The organism is Roseateles sp. DAIF2, assembly GCF_015624425.1.
Classification (GTDB): Bacteria; Pseudomonadota; Gammaproteobacteria; order Burkholderiales; family Burkholderiaceae_C; genus Kinneretia.
Window position 1 is genome coordinate 689,082 of record NZ_CP049919.1, and the last position, 19,412, is coordinate 708,493.

At 70.8% G+C, this 19,412-nt stretch carries 15 protein-coding genes; 9 read left to right on the forward strand and 6 right to left on the reverse strand.

Annotation, left to right across the window (positions count from 1 at the left end; all coding sequences use genetic code 11):
* Positions 1 to 3: 3 nt before the first annotated feature.
* The 5 genes from G8A07_RS03255 to G8A07_RS03275 form a co-directional block, all read right to left on the reverse strand.
* Positions 4 to 420, reverse strand: a complete 417-nt coding sequence (locus tag G8A07_RS03255) for a hypothetical protein (RefSeq protein ID WP_195795693.1) — start codon at positions 418 to 420, stop codon at positions 4 to 6.
* Positions 417 to 1,862, reverse strand: a complete 1,446-nt coding sequence (locus G8A07_RS03260) for a histidine kinase (RefSeq protein WP_195795694.1) — start codon at positions 1,860 to 1,862, stop codon at positions 417 to 419. The genes G8A07_RS03255 and G8A07_RS03260 overlap by 4 nt, the downstream gene beginning before the upstream one ends.
* 386 nt (positions 1,863 to 2,248) lie before the next feature.
* Positions 2,249 to 2,827, reverse strand: coding sequence for a YceI family protein (locus tag G8A07_RS03265; RefSeq protein ID WP_371816421.1), 579 nt, complete (start codon positions 2,825 to 2,827; stop codon positions 2,249 to 2,251).
* A gap of 56 nt (positions 2,828 to 2,883) precedes the next feature.
* Complete coding sequence (locus G8A07_RS03270) at positions 2,884 to 3,450, reverse strand: YceI family protein (RefSeq protein WP_195795695.1); 567 nt, start codon at positions 3,448 to 3,450, stop codon at positions 2,884 to 2,886.
* 41 nt (positions 3,451 to 3,491) lie between these two features.
* Positions 3,492 to 4,034, reverse strand: a complete 543-nt coding sequence (locus G8A07_RS03275) for a cytochrome b (protein WP_195795696.1) — start codon at positions 4,032 to 4,034, stop codon at positions 3,492 to 3,494.
* A 210-nt stretch (positions 4,035 to 4,244) separates the two neighbouring features.
* Between G8A07_RS03275 and G8A07_RS03280 the strand changes: the two genes are divergently transcribed.
* The 9 genes from G8A07_RS03280 (at position 4,245) to G8A07_RS03320 (ending at position 18,916) form a co-directional block, all read left to right on the forward strand.
* Positions 4,245 to 4,820, forward strand: a complete 576-nt coding sequence (locus tag G8A07_RS03280; protein WP_195795697.1) for an HD domain-containing protein — start codon at positions 4,245 to 4,247, stop codon at positions 4,818 to 4,820.
* A gap of 287 nt (positions 4,821 to 5,107) precedes the next feature.
* A complete protein-coding gene (locus tag G8A07_RS03285; protein ID WP_195795698.1) occupies positions 5,108 to 6,925 on the forward strand; it encodes a PAS domain-containing protein in 1,818 nt (605 codons plus the stop codon).
* Entirely contained in the window at positions 6,918 to 9,314 is a 2,397-nt protein-coding gene (locus G8A07_RS03290) for an EAL domain-containing protein (RefSeq protein WP_195795699.1), read from the forward strand. Before G8A07_RS03285 ends, G8A07_RS03290 begins: the two co-directional genes overlap by 8 nt.
* 161 nt (positions 9,315 to 9,475) lie before the next feature.
* Positions 9,476 to 11,260 (forward strand): hybrid sensor histidine kinase/response regulator, encoded by a 1,785-nt coding sequence (locus G8A07_RS03295; protein ID WP_195795700.1) that lies wholly within the window; start codon positions 9,476 to 9,478, stop codon positions 11,258 to 11,260.
* Positions 11,226 to 15,305, forward strand: a complete 4,080-nt coding sequence (locus G8A07_RS03300) for an alpha/beta fold hydrolase (RefSeq protein ID WP_195795701.1) — start codon at positions 11,226 to 11,228, stop codon at positions 15,303 to 15,305. Before G8A07_RS03295 ends, G8A07_RS03300 begins: the two co-directional genes overlap by 35 nt.
* Positions 15,302 to 16,987: an alkaline phosphatase D family protein gene (locus tag G8A07_RS03305; RefSeq protein ID WP_195795702.1), complete on the forward strand. Its 1,686-nt coding sequence runs from the start codon at positions 15,302 to 15,304 to the stop codon at positions 16,985 to 16,987. Before G8A07_RS03300 ends, G8A07_RS03305 begins: the two co-directional genes overlap by 4 nt.
* Positions 16,984 to 17,532 (forward strand): GNAT family N-acetyltransferase, encoded by a 549-nt coding sequence (locus G8A07_RS03310; RefSeq protein WP_195795703.1) that lies wholly within the window; start codon positions 16,984 to 16,986, stop codon positions 17,530 to 17,532. The genes G8A07_RS03305 and G8A07_RS03310 overlap by 4 nt, the downstream gene beginning before the upstream one ends.
* Entirely contained in the window at positions 17,519 to 18,391 is an 873-nt protein-coding gene (locus G8A07_RS03315; RefSeq protein WP_195795704.1) for an alpha/beta hydrolase, read from the forward strand. Before G8A07_RS03310 ends, G8A07_RS03315 begins: the two co-directional genes overlap by 14 nt.
* 66 nt (positions 18,392 to 18,457) lie before the next feature.
* Positions 18,458 to 18,916: a co-chaperone YbbN gene (locus tag G8A07_RS03320; protein WP_195795705.1), complete on the forward strand. Its 459-nt coding sequence runs from the start codon at positions 18,458 to 18,460 to the stop codon at positions 18,914 to 18,916.
* Here G8A07_RS03320 and G8A07_RS03325 read toward each other — a convergent pair.
* Positions 18,880 to 19,392: a GNAT family N-acetyltransferase gene (locus G8A07_RS03325; RefSeq protein WP_195795706.1), complete on the reverse strand. Its 513-nt coding sequence runs from the start codon at positions 19,390 to 19,392 to the stop codon at positions 18,880 to 18,882. The two genes, G8A07_RS03320 and G8A07_RS03325, sit on opposite strands and share 37 nt — an antisense overlap.
* Between the last annotated feature and the right edge of the window lie 20 nt (positions 19,393 to 19,412).

Consider the following 19,412-nt stretch of genomic DNA (forward strand, 5'->3'; position numbering starts at 1 on the left):
CCCTCAGGGCTGCGCGGCCGCGGCGCCCTGGGGTTTCTCCGGGGTCTTGCGGCGACGCAGCAAGACCCACAGCAGCAGCCCGGCCAGCAGCAGCGGCGACAGCAGCAGGCCACCGACGCCGACCATGGCCAGCAGCGCGACGCCCAGCAGGCTGGCGACGATCAGCAGCGGCAGCCCCAGGCCCAGCACCAGGGCCAGCGGCAGCACGACCAGCAGCACCAGGGCGGTGACCAGGCCGCCGAACAGCAGGCCGCTCCAGTGCATCGCGTGCAGTTCGTGCAGGCCCAGGTCCTCGCCGTTGACGCTGACGCTGATGCCGGGCTGCGCAACCAGCTCATGCCAGATCGCGAAGCCGCCGGCCACCGCCAGCACGGTCAGCAGCAGACTGAGCAGCAGGATGGCTTTCAGGAATCGTTTCATGCGGTGGCTCCTTGCTGGGTATTGGCCGGCGCGGCGGGGTCCTCGCTGCGGCTGCGGTAAGGCACGGTGATCGTCACGACGGTGCCGGAGGGCTGGTTCTCGCTGACGGTGACGCCGGCCTTGGGGCCGTACAGCAGCATCAGGCGCTCGCGGATATTGGCCAGGCCCACGCCGGTGCCGGAGGTGGCGGCGCGGCCGAAGCCCAGGCCGGTGTCGGCCACGGTGACGGCCAGCTTGCCGTGCACGATCTCGGCCTTGACGGTCAGCTTGCCGCCCTCGGCCTTGGGCTCCAGGCCGTGCTTGATCGCGTTCTCGACCAGGCCCTGGATCATCATCTGCGGGAACTCGGCCGACAGCAGGCCCTCGGGCACCAGGATCTCGGTCTGCAGCCGCTCCTCCATGCGCACCTTCAGGATTTCCAGATAGGGCCGAATCACCGCCAGCTCGCGGCCCAGGTCGCGCCCGCCGTTGGCATTGGCCTCGCGCATCGTCGGCATCGAGGCGCGCAGCAGCGCGATCAGGTTCTTCTGCATCTGCGAGGCGCGCGGCGGGTCGGTCTCGATCAGGTGGTCGATCGAGGCCAGGGTGTTGAACAGGAAATGCGGCTCCACCTGGGCCTGCATCGCGGCCATCCGGGCCTCAACCACCTGGCGCTTCAGCGACTCGGCCTCGGCCGTCTCGGTGGCCTGGGCGGCCTTGACCTCGGCCTGGATGCGGCCTTTGTAGGTGATCTTGATGATGGCCGAGGCGATCACGATGAACACCGCCAGGTCCATCAGGAAGTCGCCCAGGTGCACCACGCGCACCCGCACCCGCGGCTCTTCATCCTCGCGGCCGATCGCATCGCGCAGCGCCTGCTCGGCGTCATGCTTGGCCTGTTCGGCATCGTGCCGGGCCTGCTCGGCATTGCGGACGGCCTCCTGGATTGCCTCCTTGGCCTCGGCGATGGCATCGCGCACCTCGGCGGACCGGCTGGCCGATTCGGGCAGGCGGATCTCGATCGCGGGCAGGGCACTGGCGGCGCTGCTGGCCGGGGCGGCAGAGGCGGCGGCCGAAGCCGCCGTGCTGCGCGGGACCACCCGCACGCCGCGTTCGTCGATCGTCACCTCGTAATGCACGCCCTCGCCGGAGGTCGGTGCCGGCTTGGCGGCCGGGGCCGGTGGCGCCGCCGGGGCTGCAGGTGCCGGCTTGGCGGGCTTGACCGGCTTGCGCGTGGGCGCCTCCTCAATCCGCTCGGTCACGCGCCAGGTGAAGGGTGGAATGGCCTGCAGCACATTGGCGCCGACCAGCAGCAGCAGGGACAACATCGCAAAGCGCTTCCAGCTGATGCCGACCAGCCAGTTGGCATAGGTGCGGAAGGCGCGCATCAGGGTGGTGCTGAGGGCCTGCCAGCGGGCGTAGACCGTGTCGGGCTGTCGGGGGGCGGATGCGGGAGCGTTCATCTGGGCGGGACCTCTTGGATGGTGCGGACTGTACGCAAGCCCGCCGGGGCCGCCCATGGCGGCGCGATGCACTGCGGCCCGCCCGGCCCCAGCTGCACCAAGAAGCGACAGTCCGTCACCGCCCTGTCATGCGCCAGAAAAGAGAAAGCCCCGCGCGCGGCGGGGCTCGATGGGGTGCGGTGGTGCTTGCTCGCTCAGCTCATCCAGGACTGGAGCACCAGGATCAGCAATAGCAGGACCGCCATTGCCAGTTGTACGCTGCGTTGTTGAAACACGGCTTCTCTCCCTATGTTGCGGTGCATCATAGAACGAGACCTGGCCGCCCCGGTCTCCCCAATCTGTAGGATTCCGGGGCGAATTTGTAAGCGAGCGCTTCCGTTGCGCCCTTACTGGCGCACGGCCTCGACCTGGATCACCAGCTTGACGTTCTTCGGGAAGCCCCAGGCCAGGCCGTAGTCGATGCCCCATTGAGTGCGGTCGATCGTGGCCTCGAAGTCACCGCCGCAGACCTCGCGCTTGAGCATCGGGTTCTGGTAGCAGTTGAAGTTGGTGGCCTTCAGGGTGACCGGGTTGGTCTTGTCCTTCAGGGTCAGTTGGCCGTTGACCTCGCTGACCTTGTCGCCGTTGAAGACGAACTTGTCGCCGACGAACTTGGCGGTCGGGAACTTCTCGGCCGAGAAGAAATCGTCGCCCAGCAGGTGCTTGTTCATCGGCGCCACGCCGGTGTTGACCGAGGCGATCTCGAACGTGATCTCGACCTTGCCGGTCTTGGCGGTCTTGTCCAGGGCCACGGTGCCTTCCTTCTTGTCGAAGCGGCCGCGGTTCGTCGAGGTGCCGAAATGGCCGATCTCGTAGGTCACGAAGGTGTGGGTCGGGTCGATCGCGTAGTTGGCGGTCTGGGCCTGGGCAAAGGCGCTCAGACCCAGGGCGGCGGCGGCGATCAGGGCTTTCTTAATAATCATCATGTTGCTTCCCGTGGTGGGTGGTGTTGGAAAAGAAGGAGGGGGATGAAGGGCCGGATTCAGAGGGCGGCGACGCCCTTGAAGACCAGCTTGAACTTGACCTGCACGTCGTTGGCGACCATCGAGGTGTCGCTCCACTCGCCGTCGCCGATCTTGTATTCCAGGCGCTTGAGCACGAAGCCGCCGGTCGCGGTGGACAGGCCGCCGGCCTGGGCCAGGGTCACCGGCACCGTGATGTCGCGGCTCTGACCCTTGATCGTCAGCTTGCCGGCGATGTCGTAGCGGCCCGGGCCGGTGGCCTTGATCGCGGTGCTCTGGAACTGGGCCTGCGGCAGCTTCTTGCTGTCGAACCAGGCCGGCTTGGCCAGCTCGACGTCCAGCTCGGGCGCCGGCAGGCTGACGCTGCCCAGGTCGATCGTGAAGCCGACCTTGCCGGCCTCGGGCTTCTTGGGGTCGAAGTTCAGCTGGGCGTCGAAGCGCTTGAAGCGGCCGTCCACCGGCACGCCCATCTGGCGGCTGGTGAAGTTCAGCTCGCTCTGGGCGGGCTGCAGCTGGGCCTGCGCCTGTGCCAGTTGCAAGGCGCTGGCGGCCAGCAGGGCGGCGGTGACGACGAGACGACGATGCATGGCGATGGATCCTCGAAGAACGGTGAAGAAAAAAATTTGGTTCAGGAACGGCCGGGCAGCATGCGCGCCATCAGGCCGTCGCGATCGACGAACTGGTGCTTCAGTGCCGCCGCCACATGGGCGACGACCACCGCGGCCAGGCCATAGGCCAGCCATTGGTGCAGGCCCTTCAGCGTCTCGGCCAGGGCCTTGTCCGGCGCGACCAGGTCGGGCAGCGGCAGCAGGCCGAACCAGACGATCGGGAAGCCGGCGGCCGAACTGTAGGTCCAGCCGGCCAGCGGTACGGCGAAGAACAGCACATAGAGCAGGCGATGCGCCCAGCGGGCGACCTGCTGCTGCCAGGCCGGCGCGGGCAGGTCGGCCGGGGCCGCATGCGTCAGGCGCCACAGCAGGCGCAGCGCCGACAGCGCCAGGATCGTCATGCCGGCCCATTTGTGCCAGTTGTAGAGCTTGAGCCGGCTCATCGAGAAGGGCAGCCCCACCATATAGAGACCGACCCCGAAGGCGCCGACGATGGCCAACGCCAGCAGCCAGTGGAAGGCGATCGCGATCGGGTCGTAGCGGGTGGCGTTGCGGTTGGGCATGGTGGCGCGGTGGCTGATCCTGGGAGGGCAGTGTGCATGGCCGCGGGCGGGGGGCGGTTCATGCGGCTTGAGCCCATGGTTCACAGATTTTGAATGGCGACCGGCTCGGCCGCTTGAAAAGGCCGAGTAACCATTGGTTTCGAATCGCGTCATGCCCCGGTCATGCCGCCTGCCCAAGATTCGCGCCGTCAGCCTGAGGAGGACCGCTGAATGGACCTGATCGCCAAGATCGATGCCCTGTTTGCCCGCCGGGGCGCCTGCCGCTATGCCGGCGAGCGCCGCGAGGGCGTCACCGCGCTGGAGCATGCGCTGCAATGCGCGCAGCTGGCCGAATGGGCCCATGCCGACAACAGCCAGGTGGCGGCCGCACTGCTGCATGACCTGGGCCAGCTGATGGACGGCGGCCCGCAGGACGAGCTGCAGGACGACCGCCACGAGCAGCGCGCACTGCCGCTGCTGGCCACCGGCTTCGGCCCCGACGTGCTGGAGCCGATCCGCCTGCATGTGCTGGCCAAGCGCTACCTGGTCAGCACCGATGCGAACTACGAGGCCGGCCTGTCCCCCGCCTCGCGCCACAGTCTGGCCCTGCAGGGCGGGCGCATGAAAGCCGAGGAGCAGCTGATCTTCATGGCCCATCCGCACGCCAGCGCGGCGCTGCAACTGCGCCGCTGGGACGATCTGGCCAAGCTGCCGGGCAAGCGTACGCCGCCGCTGGCCTATTACCTGGCACTGCTGGAGGACGAGCTGCAGCGCAGCCGCCGCCCGCGCCGGGTCGCGATCGCTTAAGGCGCTCTTAATCTTCTCCCACTTGAGGGGGATGGCCGAGCCTCGGGTCGAGTCGGATACTGCTTTTCGACCGTTGCGCTGCCTGGACCTCAGCGTGGCGGTCGAGGGGAGGAGTGCTATGCCGGCAACGCAAATACCGCAAGGGTTTGCCTGCCGGCATAGTTTTTTGTGCATGGCACAACTGAGCGTGCATTTTCTGCGCCAGCTTGATATAAAACCCGCAACATCCCGGTAACAAGGTGGCCCGCGCGGGCGGCCGGCCGGGCGGGCTCGCCAAGGGAGGCGCCATGTTGCAGCCAGGGTCCGTCTTGGACACTGCCGCGCTGAGGGTTTTGCTGGACAGCGATGTGCCCGTCGGACTGGCCGTCTTGGACCAGGACCTGCGCTACCGCCACATCAACCGGGCCCTGGCCGAGGCCAATGGCGTCGGCATCAACGACCATCTGGGGCGCAGCGTCGCCGAGGTGCTGCCCGCCGCGGCCGATACCCTGGTGCCGCTGCTGCGCGAGGTGCTCGCGACCGGCCGGGCGCGCCGCAATTTCCGCGTCGAGGCCGAAGTGCCGAGCCTGCCCGGCGAGCTGTCCGAATGGGAGGCCAGCTATCTGCCGATCCACGAGGGGAGCGGGCCGGACTCTCCGGTGGTGGGCGTGCTGGTGCAGGCGCTGAACCGCAGCCTGGAGCGCCAGACCCGCCAGCAGCAGCTGCGCAGCGAGCAGCAGTTGCGTCGCGTATTGGACAGTCTGTTCGTGTTCGTCGGCGTGCTGAGCCCGGAGGGCATCCTGCTGGAGTCGAACCGCGCGCCGCTGGAAGCCGGCGGCCTGAGTCTGGACCAGGTCAAGGGCCTGCCGCTGTGGGAGACCTACTGGTGGAGCCATGATCCCGAGGAGCAGCTGTGGCTGCGCGACGCGGTGCGCCGTGCCGCCGCTGGCGAGACGGTGCGGCGCGACATCGTCGCGCGCATGCTCGGCGACAGCCGCATGGCGGTGGACTTCATGCTGGCGCCGCTGCGCGACGAGCGCGGCCGTGTCACCCACCTGATCCCCTCGGGCATCGACATCAGCGCGCGCCGCGCCAGCGAGCAGGCGCTGCAGGCCAGCGAGGAGCGCTTCCGGCGCGTCTTCGAGGGTGCCACGGTCGGCATGGGCCTGATCGACGCCAGCGGCCGTATCCTGCTGGCCAATGAGAGCATGGCGCAGATGTTTGGCTACACCCGCATGGCGTTGGCCGGCATGGCGGTGCACCAGCTGGTGCCCGAGCGCCAGCGCGGCCAGCATGTCGAGCATGTGCAGCATTTCATGCGCGAGCCGGCGTTGCGCTACATGGCCAAGCGTCAGGAGCTGTATGCGCTGCGGCAGGACGGCAGCGAGTTCGCGGTCGAGATCGGCCTGAACCCGCTGCCGGGCAGCGCCGGCCAGCAGGTGCTGGCGACGATCAGCGATGTCTCGGCGCGGCGCGCCGCGCAGATCCAGATCGAGCGTGCGCTGACCGAGAAGACGGTGCTGCTCAACGAGGTGCATCACCGCGTCAAGAACAATCTGCAGGTGATCTCCAGCCTGCTGAGCTTGCAGTCGCGCAATGCCGCGCCCGAAGTGCAGGCGGCGCTGCGCGACAGTCAGAGCCGGGTGCGCTCGATGGCGCTGATGCACCAGCTGCTGTTCGAGCGCCGCGACTTCAGCGCGCTCGAGCTGGGCCCCTTCCTGTACCGCCTGGCCACGCTGATGCGCGACACCTACCTGGGCGGCGCGGCCAGCGCCATCGTGCTGCATGTAGAGGCGCCGGAGGAGGGCTGCCGGCTCGACCTGCAGCGAGCCGTGCCCTGCGGCCTGCTGGTGACCGAGCTGGTGACCAATGCGATCAAGCATGGCTTCCCGGGTGGGCGTAGCGGCCAGATCCTGGTGCGGCTGTGGCCGGACCTGGGGGTGGTCGAGGTGGCGGACGACGGCGTCGGCCTGCCCGAGGGGCTGGAGCTTGGCCAGGGTCGCAGCCTGGGCCTGCAGCTGCTGCCGCTGCTGGCCGAGCAATGCCGCGGCCGGCTCGAGCTGCAGCGCGGCCTGGGCGGCGGTACCCGTATGCTGTTGCACCTGGAGGGTCTGGCCCATGTTTGAGCGCGACGACGAGGCGCGACCGCTGCGGGTGCAGATCGTCGAGGACGAACGCATCGTCGCGCTGGACCTGCGCAGCGGGCTGGAGCAGCTCGGCTTCCAGGTGGTCGGCATCGCGGCCAACGAGCCGGATGCGCTGACCCTGGCCGAACAGGCGGTGCCGGACCTGGTGCTGATGGACATCCATCTGGACCAGGGCAGCGACGGCATCAGCGCGGCGCGCCAGATCCGCGAGCGCCTGGCGGTGCCGGTGGTGTTCCTGACCGCCTATGGCGAGCCCGAGGTGCTCAAGCGCGCGGCCGAGGCCGCGCCCTATGGCTATCTGCTGAAGCCCTTCGAGCTGCGCGAGCTGAATGCGACGGTGCGCATGGCGATGGCGCGACGCCATGAGGAAGTGAAGACCGAGAAGGCCGAGCGCCGCCTGCTGCTGGCGCTGGAGGCGGCGCGCCTGGCGGTGCTGGAGCTGGACAACGGCGACGGCCGCCTGCGCTGGAGCGGCCATGGCCTGGGCGGCGAGCTTGCGCCGCTGGGCCAGGCGCTGAGCCTGGAGGAGCTGCGCCAGCGCCTGGAGCCCGAGGCGGTGGCGGCGCTGCAGGCGCTGATCGAGCGGGGCCTGCCGCTGGACCTGGTGTGCCGCTGGGCGAATGCGCCGGCCGCGCCGCGCTGGCTGGAGATCCATGCCAGGCGCTTTGAGCGCGAGGGCCTGGTGATGGGCATGGTGCGCGACGTCAGCGACCGCGTCGAGAACGAGGCGCGGCTGCGTCAGGCTCTGGTGGTGTTCGAGTCCACCGACGAGGCCATCCTCTTCCTCGATGCCGAGGAACGGGTGCTGAGCGCGAACCCCGCCTTCACCCGGCTGACCGGCTGGCGCGAGGTCGAGGTGCGGGGCCGGCGGCCGCAGAGCTTTTTGTACGCACGCCGCCAGGGCGACCGCCAGCAGCGCGAGCCGCAGCAGGGCCGGCGCCATGGCGAGGTGACCTGCCGCAAGCGCGACGGCCGTACCTTCCCGGCGCTGGAGCATCTGTGCGCGGTGCCGGATGCCGAGGGGCGAGCGACCCATCATGTGCTGAGCTTCTCGGACATCAGCGAGATCCGCGACACCCAGTTCAAGCTGCAGCATCTGGCGCTGCACGACGCGCTGACCGGGCTGGGCAACCGCCTGCATCTGCAGGAGGCCCTGCATGCCTGCCGCCGCGATATGCATCTGGGCCTGCTGTTCATCGACCTGGACGGCTTCAAGACCATCAACGACACCCTGGGCCATGACCGTGGCGACGAGCTGCTGAAGGTGCTGGCGCGGCGCCTGCGCACCCAGCTGCGCCGCGAGGATCTGGCGGTACGCCTGGGCGGCGACGAGTTCGTCGTGCTGCTGCGCGAGCCGGGCCGGGTGGAGGACGCGCAGCGCGTCGCGGCCAAGCTGCTGGCCGCGCTGGCCACGCCGGTGCAGCTGGCCGGCCAGCCGGTGCAGGTGACCGCCAGCATCGGCCTGGCGCTGTACCCCGAGCAGGTGCCGGACCCGGAGCTTTTGCTGAAGGCGGCGGACGCGGCGATGTATGTGGCCAAGGCGCGCGGACGCAATCGCAGCGCGGTCTATGCGCCGGCGCTGTCCGAGGAGGCCGACGAGCAGCTGCGCATCGAGCAGGCGCTGCGCCAGGCGCTGCGGCGGCGCCAGCTGAGCCTGCAATGGCAGCCGGTGGTCGACATGACCGACGGCTCGTTGCTGGGCGCCGAGGCGCTGCTGCGCTGGCAGCATCCGCAGCTCGGGCGCGTCTCGCCGGCGCGCTTCATCCCGGTGGCCGAGACCCTGGGCCTGATCGTGCCGATCGGTGCCTGGGTGCTGGACCAGGCCTGCGCGCAAGCGGCGGCCTGGGCGCGGCAGCGGCCGGGCTTTCGCATCGCGGTCAATGTCTCGGTGCGCCAGTTCGAGCAGGACGATGTGCCGGGGCGGGTGCGCAGCGCGCTGGAGCGCCATGGCCTGGCGCCCGATTGCCTGGAGGTGGAGGTGACCGAAAGCCTGTTCGGCAACGCCGCGGCGCTGCGCCCGATGCTGGACGAGCTGCGCGCGCTGGGCGTGCGCATCGCGCTGGACGACTTCGGCACCGGCTATTCCTCCTTGGGTCAGCTGCAGACCCTGCCGCTGGACCGGCTGAAGATCGACCGCAGCTTCGTCGCCGAGCTGGACAGCGGCGGGCGCGGCCTGGCGATCGCGCAGACCATCGTCACGCTGGCGCAGAGCCTGGGCCTGGCGCTGACGGCCGAGGGGGTGGAGACCGAGGCGCAGCGCCGCATCCTGCTGGAGCTCGGTGCGCGGGGCGCACAGGGCTGGCTGTTCCATCCGGCGATGCCGGCCGCCGCGCTGGAAACCCTGCTGCAGGCCCCGGCCGGCAAGTGATCACAAAAGAGGAGGAATCCCGCGGCGGCGCGCCCGTGCGGTGTTATGGTTGCGCGCTTTACAAAATTGGCATTGACGTTGCGGACGGACGCGATCTGTGACTGCGGAACGGGATCCATGCGCAGGCCCTTGATCATCGACATTTATAGCGGGATGGCGACGTGAACAGCACCGAACGCCGCGAGCAGATCGACGTCGACGCCGCGCTGCTGCAGCTGCTGGCCAAGCAGGGCCGGCGCGTGCCCTATCCGGTGGGCCTGAGCGCGGTGGTGATCGCGGTGCTGGCGGCCGACCGCATCGCGCCCTGGCTGTGCATCGCCTGGGTCGGCCTGGTGTTCGCGGTGCTGGCGTTGCGCTGGTGGGCGCTGGGCCGGCTGCCGCGTCTGGAGCAGTTCTCGCTGCAGCGCCGCCTGCAATGGGCGGTGGCCTTAAGCGCGTTGAACGGCGTGGTGTTCAGCCTCTCGCTGTTCTTCGCACCCTATCTGAGCGACTACCAGCGCATGGTGCAAACCATTTTGCTGCTGGGCCTGGCGGCCGGCGCGGTGGCAACCACCGCCGGCAATGCGCGCGTGTTCCTGGCCTTTCTGATCCCGGTCTCGCTGGCCAACAGCCTGGCCTGGGTCAGCGGCGGCGGCGTGCATGCGGTGACCTGGATCGAATGGGTGCTGGGCGCGCTGATCCTCGGCTTCGCCTGGATCCTGGCCAGCCTGGCGCGGGATGCCTGGCGGGTCTTCGTCGAGTCGGTCAACATCCGCGCCCAGCAGCTGAAGAACAACCAGCAGCTGCGCCTGGCGCTGCAGCAGGCCGAATCGGCGATCCGTGCCAAGACGCGTTTCTTCGCCTCGGCCAGCCATGACCTGCGACAGCCGATGCACACCCTGAGCCTGTTCGGCGCGGCGCTGACGATGCGGCCGCTGGATGATGCGAGCGCCGAGATCGCGCGCAATATGAACATGGCGCTGCGCTCGCTGGCCTCGCAGATGGATGCGCTGCTGGACATCTCCAAGCTCGACGCCCAGGTGGTACAGGTCAGCAACGAGGTGTTCTCGCTGGCCGGCTGGCTGTCGCGCCTGCAGCAGGAATTCGTGCCGGCCGCGCATGGCAAGGGCCTGTCGGTGCATCTGGACTGCCCGCCGCAGGCCTGGGTCGAGAGCGACCCGGTGCTGCTGGAGCGGGTGGTGCGCAATCTGATCGACAACGCGATCAAGTACACCCAGAAGGGCTCGATCTACATCAGCGCGCAGCGCCAGGGCGAGCTGTGGCGGGTTGCGGTGCGCGACACCGGCATCGGCATCGCCGAGGACGAGAAGGCGCGTGTGTTCGAGGAGTTCTACCAGATCGGCAATCCGGAGCGCGACCGCGCCAAGGGCCTGGGCCTGGGGCTGTCGATCGTCAGCCGCCTGGTCGACCTGCTGGACCTGCATCTGGAGATGGAGTCCGAGCATGGTGTCGGCTCCTGCTTCAGCCTCAGCATCAGCGCGGCCGAGCCGCGCCATGTGGCGACCGTGTCGGACGCCGAACTGGGCGCGCGGCTGAACAATCTGCGCGTGCTGGTGATCGACGACGAGGACCAGGTGCGGGTCGCGATGTCGACCCTGCTGGCCAGCTATGGCTGCGAGGTCGAGTTGGCCAGCAGCACCCGCGAGGCCATGGTCAAGGGCCTGACCAAGGTGCCGGATCTGGTGCTGTGCGATCTGCGCCTGCGCGGCGCGGACGACGGGCTGGCGGCGATCCGTTCGCTGCGTTCGGCCCATCCGCGCCTGCCGGCGGTGCTGATCAGCGGCGACACGGCGCCCGAGCGCCTGCGCGAGGCCCATGCGGCCGGCCTGACCCTGCTGCACAAGCCGGTCTCGGCGGAACAACTGGTGGCGGCCATGCAGGCGGCCATCGCGGAACGAGGGAGTATCAGCAATGTCATTCGGGGAGAGGCCGGCGCCATCGGCTGAGCCATCGTCATCAGATCCATCGTCGCCGGCGACCGCCCTGCGCTGGCTGTCCGAGCCTCTTGAGCAACTGCTGGCCGATGGCCAGACCGAATTCGACATCCTGATCATCGGCAGCGGCTATGGCGGCGCGGCTGCGGCCGAGCATTTCTCGCGTTGCCGCGGCCCCGAGGGTCAGGTCTTGCGGATCGCGGTGCTGGAGCGCGGGCGCGAGTACCTGCCCGGCGCCTTCCCGGAGCGCATGGCCGATCTGCCGGGCCATGTGCGCTTCGCGAGCTCCGGTTCGGGCGCGGTGCGCGGCTATCGCGAGTCGCTGTTCGACTTCCGCGTCGGCCCCGATATGTGCGTCGCGCTGGCCAGCGGCCTGGGCGGCGGATCGCTGATCAATGCCGGCGTGATGGAGCCGGCGCGCCCCGAGGTGTTCGCCGGCGGCGCCTGGCCCGAAGGCATCCGGCGCGACCCCGGCCAGATGGCGGCCTGGTACGAGCGCGCCGGCCGCGCGCTGGGCAGCCTGGACGCGAACGGCGCGCCGAACACGATCGAGCGGCTCGCGCCGGTCTATGCGCCGCGCCGCGCCGAGTTCATGCACAGGCTCGACCCGGCGCGCGCGAAGACGGTGCCGATCACGGTGGCGCTGGACGAGCGGCCGCTGAGCCCCGCGGGCCTGGACCTGAACCGCTGCGTTGCCTGCGGCGACTGCGCGACCGGCTGCAACCATGGGGCCAAACAGTCGCTCGACACCAATCTGCTGCTGCAGGCGCGGCAGCGCGGCGTGCGCCTGGTGACCGGTGCGACGGTGCTGCGCCTGGAACCGGCCGGGGAGGCCGGCTGGTCGGTGCTGCTGCGCTATACCGACGAGCTGCTGCACGAGCGCGAACCGGCGCGCCCGCTGCGCCTGGTCGCGCGCCAGGTGGTGCTGGCCGCCGGCACCCTGGGCAGCACCGAGATCCTGCTGCGCTCCAAGCAGGCCGGCCTAGCCCTGTCGGACCGGCTGGGGCATCAGTTCAGCGGCAATGGCGATGTGCTGGCCCTGGGCCTGGATGCGCGCGAGCCGCTGCGCGCGCTGGCCGACGAGGCGGTCGCGCCGGCGGCGCGCCAGGTCGGGCCGACGATCACCGCGATGCTCGATGCGCGCGATGCCGGCGGCTTTGGCGAAACCTCCGGTTTTGTGGTGCAGGATCTGGCGATCCCGGCCGGGCTGCGCTGGTCGCTGGAGGAGAGCTTCGCGCTGGCCGAGTCGCTGGACGCGCTGGCCCGGCCGGACGACAGCAAACATCGCGGCGGCGTCGACTTCGAGGATCCGCTGTCGGTGCGGCCGCAGCGCGGCGCGCATCTGCTGCCGGTCGCGATCATGGGCCTGGACGCGGCGCTGGGCCGCTTGCGCCTGCCGGAACCCGACGACGAGGACGATGAGGGAGAACCGGGCAGCCTCTGGGTCGACTGGCCCGAGGCGCGCCGCGATCCCGAGGTGCAGCGCCGCCATGCCTGGCTGGAGCAGCGCCTGCAGGCGCAGGGCGCCAAGCTGCTGGCGAACCCGCTGTGGCGCCTGCTGCCGGCCGACATGGAGTTCCTGCTGGGCGACCAGCGCGGCCCGATGATCACCGTGCATCCGCTGGGCGGCTGCCCGATGGCCGACGATGCGGCGCGCGGCGTGGTCGACGAATGGGGTCAGGTCTTTCACGGCCGCACCGGCAAGCTGGTGCACCCGGGTCTGGCGGTGCTGGACGGCGCGATCCTGCCGGCGGCGCTGGGCATCAACCCGGCGCTGACGATCACCGCGCTGTCGCTGCGCGCGCTGGACGGCCTGCAGCGCCGCTGGGGCCTGCGCGACGCGGCGGCGCTGCCGCTGCCCAAGCCGGGGCCGCGCCCGGTCTACCGCGTCGTCGACCCCGAGCATGCCGAGCCGCAGCTGCCGACCCTGGTTGAGGTGCGTGAGCGCCTGGGCGCCTTCGTGCGCCTGGATGGGCGGCCCTGCTACCTGGAGTGCACGTTCGTCTACGAGCCGCTACCGGTGCGCCGCCTGCTGGTGGCCGGGCCGCAGCGCCGCCTGATCGGTGGGCCGGACTGCCGGCTGCGCCTGTTCGAGGCGGCGCCGGATCCGGATTCGCCGGGCCGCTGGATGGTGGTCAAGGCCGGCAGTGCGCGCGGCCAGGGCAAGCTCTGGATGCATGCCGAACCGGACGACGCCGATGCGCTGTGGGTCGCGCCGCTGGAGCAGGCAAGCCTGGCGGTGTTCCACCGCGCCGCCTCGACGCCGCGCCAGCGCCGCTGTCGCGCGCTGAAGGCCTGGTTCATGAACCGCGGCTGGCGCGACAGCTGGCAGTCGGCGATCGCCTACCTGAACGGCAATGAGGCCGCCAAGCCCGGCGCGCCCTCGGCCTGGCAGACGGTGAAGTCGCGCGCCCGCAATGCGCTGGCCCTGGCCAGCCATGGCGGCCAGCTGCGGCTGATGGAATATGAGATGCGCGTCGGCGCTGGGTGCGGCGCGGCCGGCGTGCCGTCGCTCGAAGGCTTGCGGCTGCAGGGCCTGAAGCGCATCAGCTACACGCGCCGCGGCAATCCCTGGAAGCAGCTCAGCCGCATGCGCCTGGAGAACGGCCCCTTCGAGGCCATCGACGGGGGCGGTCGGCCCGAGCTGGAGCTGGACCTGTTCTACCTGGAGCGCCAGCGCCAGCCGCTGCTGCGCATCACCCAGGCGCAGGACCTGCCCAGCGCGATCCGCGATATCGGCTCGTTGCTGGCCTACCTGCTGCGCCTGATGATCGAGGTGCATGTCTGGACCTTCCGCAAGCCCGATGCCGCGCCGCCGCGCGAGATCCGGCGCCTGCCGGAGTTCGTGCCGGGCCTGCCGGCGCCGGAGGTCAGCGAGATCGCGACCGGGCGCTGGGGCGATGCCGGCGCCTCGCGCGCGCCGGTGGACCGCAAGCGCCACCAGGACGACGAGCAGCCGGTACTGGTGCGCCTGACGCGCTACCGCGCGCGTGGCGGCGTCCATGGCCAGCCGATCCTGATGATCCATGGCTACAGCGCCAGCGGCACCACCTTCGCCCATCATTCGGTGCAGCCGGGGCCGGCCAAACTGCTGTGGGACGCCGGCTTCGACGTCTGGGTGCTGGACATGCGCACCAGCGCCGGCCTGCCGACCGCGAAGCTGCCCTGGACCTTCGAGGAATGCGCGCTGAACGACATCCCGGTCGCGATCGACCAGGTGCTGCGCGCCACCGGTCGCGCCCAGGTCGACGTGCTGGCCCATTGCATGGGCTCGGCGATGCTGCACATGGCCCTGCTGCAGCCGCAGGCCCAGGCCTGCGAGCATTTCTTCCCGCTGCGCGAGCGGTTGATGAAGGGCGGGGTGATCCGGCGCCTGGTGATCTCGCAGGTCACGCCGCTGATGATCTACTCGCCGACCAACACCCTGCGCGCCTACCTGATGCAATGGCTGCGGCCCTATCTGCCGCTGGACGAGTACAGCTTCCGCCCGGGCGGCGAGCAGAGCGCGCCGCTGGGCTTGCTGGACCAGCTGATCGACCGCCTGCTGGCCAGCCTGCCCTATCCGGACGAGGAGTTCGACCTGGAGAACCCGCCCTTCCCCAGCATCAGGAAGACCCCCTGGACCGCGACCCGGCACCGCATGGACCTGCTGTACGGGCGCGACTTCGCGATCCGCAACGTCGACCAGCCGGTGTTCGATTTCATCGACGACCATTTCGGCCCGCTCAATATGGACACCGTGGCCCAGGCCATCCACTTCGCGCGCCAGCATGAGATCAGCGACTGGCGCGGCGCCAGCCTCTACCTGGACGACATGGCCAAGAGCCTGGCCCAGCTGCAGGCCTTCCCGGTGCTGTCGGTGCATGGCCAGGACAACGGCCTGTGCCAGGCCGAGAGCGGCGAGCTGACCCGCGATCTCTACGAGCGCGTCGCGCCCGGCCGCTACCGCCATGTGGTGGTGCCCGAGCATGGCCACCAGGACTGCCTGATCGGCCGCGACCTCGAGACCAAGGTCTTCCCCGCCGTGATCGCCTTCCTGCAGGAGGGGCTGCAATGAGGCGGCATCTGCAGGAGCTCTGCAGCGTGTTCCCGCCGCTGCACCGCGTCGAGCGCGCCCGCGCGCGCTCGGAGACCGGCGTCGACGAGGTGCGGGTGCTGACCGCGCTGCGCCCCGAGCGTGGCTGGCCGCGCCACTGGGCCTGGCTGCCGGTGCGCATCGACGAGGATGCCGAGGGCGGCGCGCTGCATCCGTTGGTGCCGGATCGGCCGCTCGAGGGCCAGGTCTTGCTGCAGCCCTTCGAGCATCCGGATGTTGCCCAGCTGCCCGGCGACGCGCTGCGCGGCGCGCTGCCGGCCGACTGGTTCCCGCCGCCGCGCGACGAGCTGGGGCGGCGCTGCGGCCTGCTATGCCTGTTCGTCTATGCCGACCTGCGCCAGCAGCAGCGCGAGGGCGAGGCCGGCGAGGCCAGCCTGGAAGAGGCGCTGCGCCTCGCGCTGGCCAGCGGGCCGCTGGCGCTGCGCCATGCCTTCACGCCGCTGCCGCCCGAGGACGAGGCCGCGGCGCGCCCGGGCGAGGGCCTGAGCCTGGTGCTGGCCGCCTGCCAGTACCCGCCGCAGATGCTCGACGTCAGCCCGGGCGCCGAGCGCGACCCGGCCCGGGCCGGCCCGGGCCAGGCCGCGCTGGCGCGGCTGCTGGCCTTCGCGCGCGGCACGCCGCAGGGCCGCGCGACCTCGCTGCTGCTGCTGGCCGGCGACCAGATCTATGCCGACGCGACCGGCGGCCTGGCCGACGGCCGCAACAGCGTGGACCGCTATGCGCGGCCCTACCAGCAGTTCAAGGCCGGCCTGGTGCGGCATCTGCCGCCCAGCCTGGCGCGCATCGTGCATGCACCGGACGACCATGAGATCGTCGACAACTGGGAGCCGGTGGCCGATCCCGCGGCACTGGGCGGGCAGCGGCGCGGCCCGCTGGTCGACGCGGCGCTGGCCGCGGCCTGGGCCGCGCGCTGGGAGGCGGGCGAGCGTGAGGGCGTGCACGAGCATTTCTGGCATCGCTTCGACTGGCGCGGCGCGGCCTTCTTCATCGCCGACGCGCGCACCGAGCGCGAGCCGCGCCATGTGGCCCGCCTGAACGAGGCGCAGATGCTTGGAGCCGCGCAGCGCCGTGCCTTCGAGGCCTGGCTGGCCGAGCGGGCGGACCGGCCGCGCTTCGTGCTGAGCGGCTCGCTGCCGCTGCCGCGCCGGCGCGCGACGCGCGAGCATCCGGCCAGCGCGCTGCGCTCCGATGCCTGGGACGGTTACCCCGCCAGCCTGCACTGGCTGCTCGGCACCCTGTGGGCGCAGCGCGCCGACAACGTGGTGCTGCTGTCCGGCGACGAGCACCGCTCCGGCTTCGTCACTGCCGAGATCGCGCCGGCCGACGGCAGCGGCCCGGCGGTGCGCCTGACCAGCATCCACAGCTCGGGCCTGTACACGCCCTGGCCCTTCGCGGTGACGCGGCCGGGCGACTTCGCCGCGCCGGAGCGCTTTGAGTTCGCCGGCCCCGGGGGTCAGGCCTTGCGCTGCACGGTCAGCGCCTGGACCGATTTCCCCGGCGACGGCTTCGCGCTGCTGCGCTGCGACGCGCAGGGCCGCCGGCTGGAGCTGTGGTTCGACCGCGCGGCGCGGCCGCTGCAGGCGCAGCAGGCCGTCTGGCCGCTGCCGGACGGCGAGTTCGAGCTGGGGGCGGGCGAACCATGAACGCCGGGCGCATCGTCATCGCGGCGCTCGCGGCCGGCGATCTGCCCGCGCTGCGGCTCGATGGCGGCTTCCTGGTCGAGCAGGAGCTGCGCCTGCGCCTGGGCGTGGACGGCGCGCTGGCCTATGACGTCGTGCCGGTCGAGCCCTATCGCAAGCGCTATGCGGACGAGCCGGAGGATGAGGAACCGGACGAGGAGGGCGGCGCGCGCTTCGTCGCCCATCTGGACGGGCGCGCGGCCGGGCTGATCGAGCTCTCGCCGGCCTGGAACGGCTATGGCCGGGTCGACAACCTGGTGGTGGACCGCGACTGCCGCCGCGCCGGCGTGGCGGCGGCGCTGCTGCGGCGCGCCTTCGACTGGTGCCGCGAGCAGCGCCTGCCCGGCCTGATGCTGGAGACCCAGCACAACAATGCCGCGGCCTGCCGGCTCTATGCGGCGCAGGGCTTCGAGCTGCGCGGCTTCGACGCGGGGCTGTACCGCGGGCTGGACCCGCACACGCGCGAGATCGCGCTGTTCTGGTACTGGCATCCCGATGGGCGGCCGTAGGCGCCTTGCCCTGCTGCTGTTGCTGCCGCTGGCCCTGCTCGCGCTGGCCGCGGGCCTCGCTGGCGAGCGTCTGAGCCGGCCGGTGCCGGGCCGGGTGGGCGCGCCGCCGCCGGGTGCGAGCGCGGTGCTGCTGCCGCCTACCGATCAAGGGCAGCCGGTCTCCGGCTGGCTGATGCGCGGCCGGCCGGGCGCGGGCGTGGTGCTGCTGCTGCATGGGCTGCGCAGCGACCGGCGCCAGATGCTGGGCCGCGCAGCCTTCCTGCAGCGGCTCGGCTACTCGCTGCTGTTGATCGACCTGCCGGGCCATGGCGAGAGCCCGGCCGAGCACCTCAGCTTCGGGGTGAAGGAGTCCGAGGGCGTGCGCGCCGCGCTGGCCTGGCTGGCGCGCGAGCTGCCGGCCGAGCGGGTCGGGGTGATCGGGGTCTCGCTGGGCGCGGCGTCCTTGGTGCTGGCGCGTGGGCCGCGGCCGGCGCCGGCCGCGGTGGTGCTGGAATCGATGTACCCCGCGATCGAGGAGGCGGTGGCGGACCGGCTGCGCCTGCACCTGGGCGACTGGGCCGCGCCGCTGGCGCCGCTGCTGCTGTGGCAGCTGCCGTTGCGCCTGGGCGTGTCGGCCGAGCAACTGCGGCCGATCGAGCGACTGCCGGAACTGGGCGCGCCGCTGCTGCTGGCCGCCGGCTCGATGGACCGGCACACACCGCTGGCCGCGGCGGTGCGGCTGTTCGCCGCGGCGCACGAGCCCAAGGAGCTGTGGGTGCTGGAGGGCGCCGGCCATGTCGACCTGCACCGCTTCAACCCGCGCGCCTACGAGACCAAGGTCGCGGCCTTCCTGGCCCGCCATCTGCGCCCGCCGGACTAGGTTTAGGTCATCTTTAGGCGCCGCTGCCGATAATCGGCGCCTCCACCACCGGGAAGGAAAATTACCATGCGTCGATTGTTCGCTGCGTTCCTGCTGAGCGCCGCCGCCACCGCGGCTCTGGCCAGTCCGTCCGCATCCTATGACGAGGCCGCCGATGCGCGCGCCGACATCCAGGCCACGCTGGCCGCGGCCCAGCAGGAGAAGCGCCCGGTGCTGCTGGTGTTCGGCGCCAACTGGTGCGGCGACTGCAAGATGCTGGACCAGTCCTTCAAGGAGGGCGCCGCCGCGCCGCTGATCGCCAAGCATTTCAAGGTGGTCAAGATCGACGTGGGCCGCTTCGTGAAGAACGTCGACATCGCCGAACAGTACGGCGTGACCCTGAAGAAGGGCATCCCGGCGGTGGCCGTGCTGTCCACCCAGGGCAAGCCTGTCTACGTCACCAATGGCGGCGAGCTGAGCAGCGCCCGCAAGCTGGGCGACCAGGGCATCTACGAGTTCTTCTCGAAGGTCGTCGCCGGCAGCTGAGGGGCGGCGTCCAGCCATTTCTCGAAGCAGCGGCTGGTCGGATCGTCGCGATAGGCGCCGAAGGGCGGGATCGGCCGGAAGCCGAAACGCTCGTACAGCGCCATCGCCGGCAGCTGCTTGTGGCCGGTCTCCAGGCGCAGGCAGCGATAGCCGAGCGAGCACGCCTCGTCTTGCAGCTGCTCCAGCAGGGCCCAGGCGACGCCACGGCGGCGTGCCTCGGTGCTGACGAATAGGCGCCGCAGCTCGGCCACCGCGCCCTGCTCCAGCGGCCGGAAGGCGCCGCTGCCCACCGGCCGCCCGTCCAGATAGGCCAGCAGATACAGGCCGCCGGGCGGCGTAGGCGCATTGCCGGGCGGCGGGGCGTCGGGCGCGAACAGCTCGGGGTAGAGGGCCCGCGCATCCCGCGTGGCCTCCTGCAACAGGCCCAGCGCGTCGGCGCCGCAGGGATCGGCTTGCAGCAGTCGTAGTTCCGGCATCGGCCTGATTGTGCCCAACG

Bases quoted from the DNA above. Each gene is read 5' to 3' on its own strand.
- G8A07_RS03255 (WP_195795693.1), bottom strand. From the start codon at position 420: ATGAAACGATTCCTGAAAGCCATCCTGCTGCTCAGTCTGCTGCTGACC.
- G8A07_RS03260 (WP_195795694.1), bottom strand. From the start codon at position 1,862: ATGAACGCTCCCGCATCCGCCCCCCGACAGCCCGACACGGTCTACGCC.
- G8A07_RS03265 (WP_371816421.1), bottom strand. From the start codon at position 2,827: ATGATGATTATTAAGAAAGCCCTGATCGCCGCCGCCGCCCTGGGTCTG.
- G8A07_RS03270 (WP_195795695.1), bottom strand. From the start codon at position 3,450: ATGCATCGTCGTCTCGTCGTCACCGCCGCCCTGCTGGCCGCCAGCGCC.
- G8A07_RS03275 (WP_195795696.1), bottom strand. From the start codon at position 4,034: ATGCCCAACCGCAACGCCACCCGCTACGACCCGATCGCGATCGCCTTC.
- G8A07_RS03280 (WP_195795697.1), top strand. From the start codon at position 4,245: ATGGACCTGATCGCCAAGATCGATGCCCTGTTTGCCCGCCGGGGCGCC.
- G8A07_RS03285 (WP_195795698.1), top strand. From the start codon at position 5,108: ATGTTGCAGCCAGGGTCCGTCTTGGACACTGCCGCGCTGAGGGTTTTG.
- G8A07_RS03290 (WP_195795699.1), top strand. From the start codon at position 6,918: ATGTTTGAGCGCGACGACGAGGCGCGACCGCTGCGGGTGCAGATCGTC.
- G8A07_RS03300 (WP_195795701.1), top strand. From the start codon at position 11,226: ATGTCATTCGGGGAGAGGCCGGCGCCATCGGCTGAGCCATCGTCATCA.
- G8A07_RS03305 (WP_195795702.1), top strand. From the start codon at position 15,302: ATGAGGCGGCATCTGCAGGAGCTCTGCAGCGTGTTCCCGCCGCTGCAC.
- G8A07_RS03310 (WP_195795703.1), top strand. From the start codon at position 16,984: ATGAACGCCGGGCGCATCGTCATCGCGGCGCTCGCGGCCGGCGATCTG.
- G8A07_RS03315 (WP_195795704.1), top strand. From the start codon at position 17,519: ATGGGCGGCCGTAGGCGCCTTGCCCTGCTGCTGTTGCTGCCGCTGGCC.
- G8A07_RS03320 (WP_195795705.1), top strand. From the start codon at position 18,458: ATGCGTCGATTGTTCGCTGCGTTCCTGCTGAGCGCCGCCGCCACCGCG.
- G8A07_RS03325 (WP_195795706.1), bottom strand. From the start codon at position 19,392: ATGCCGGAACTACGACTGCTGCAAGCCGATCCCTGCGGCGCCGACGCG.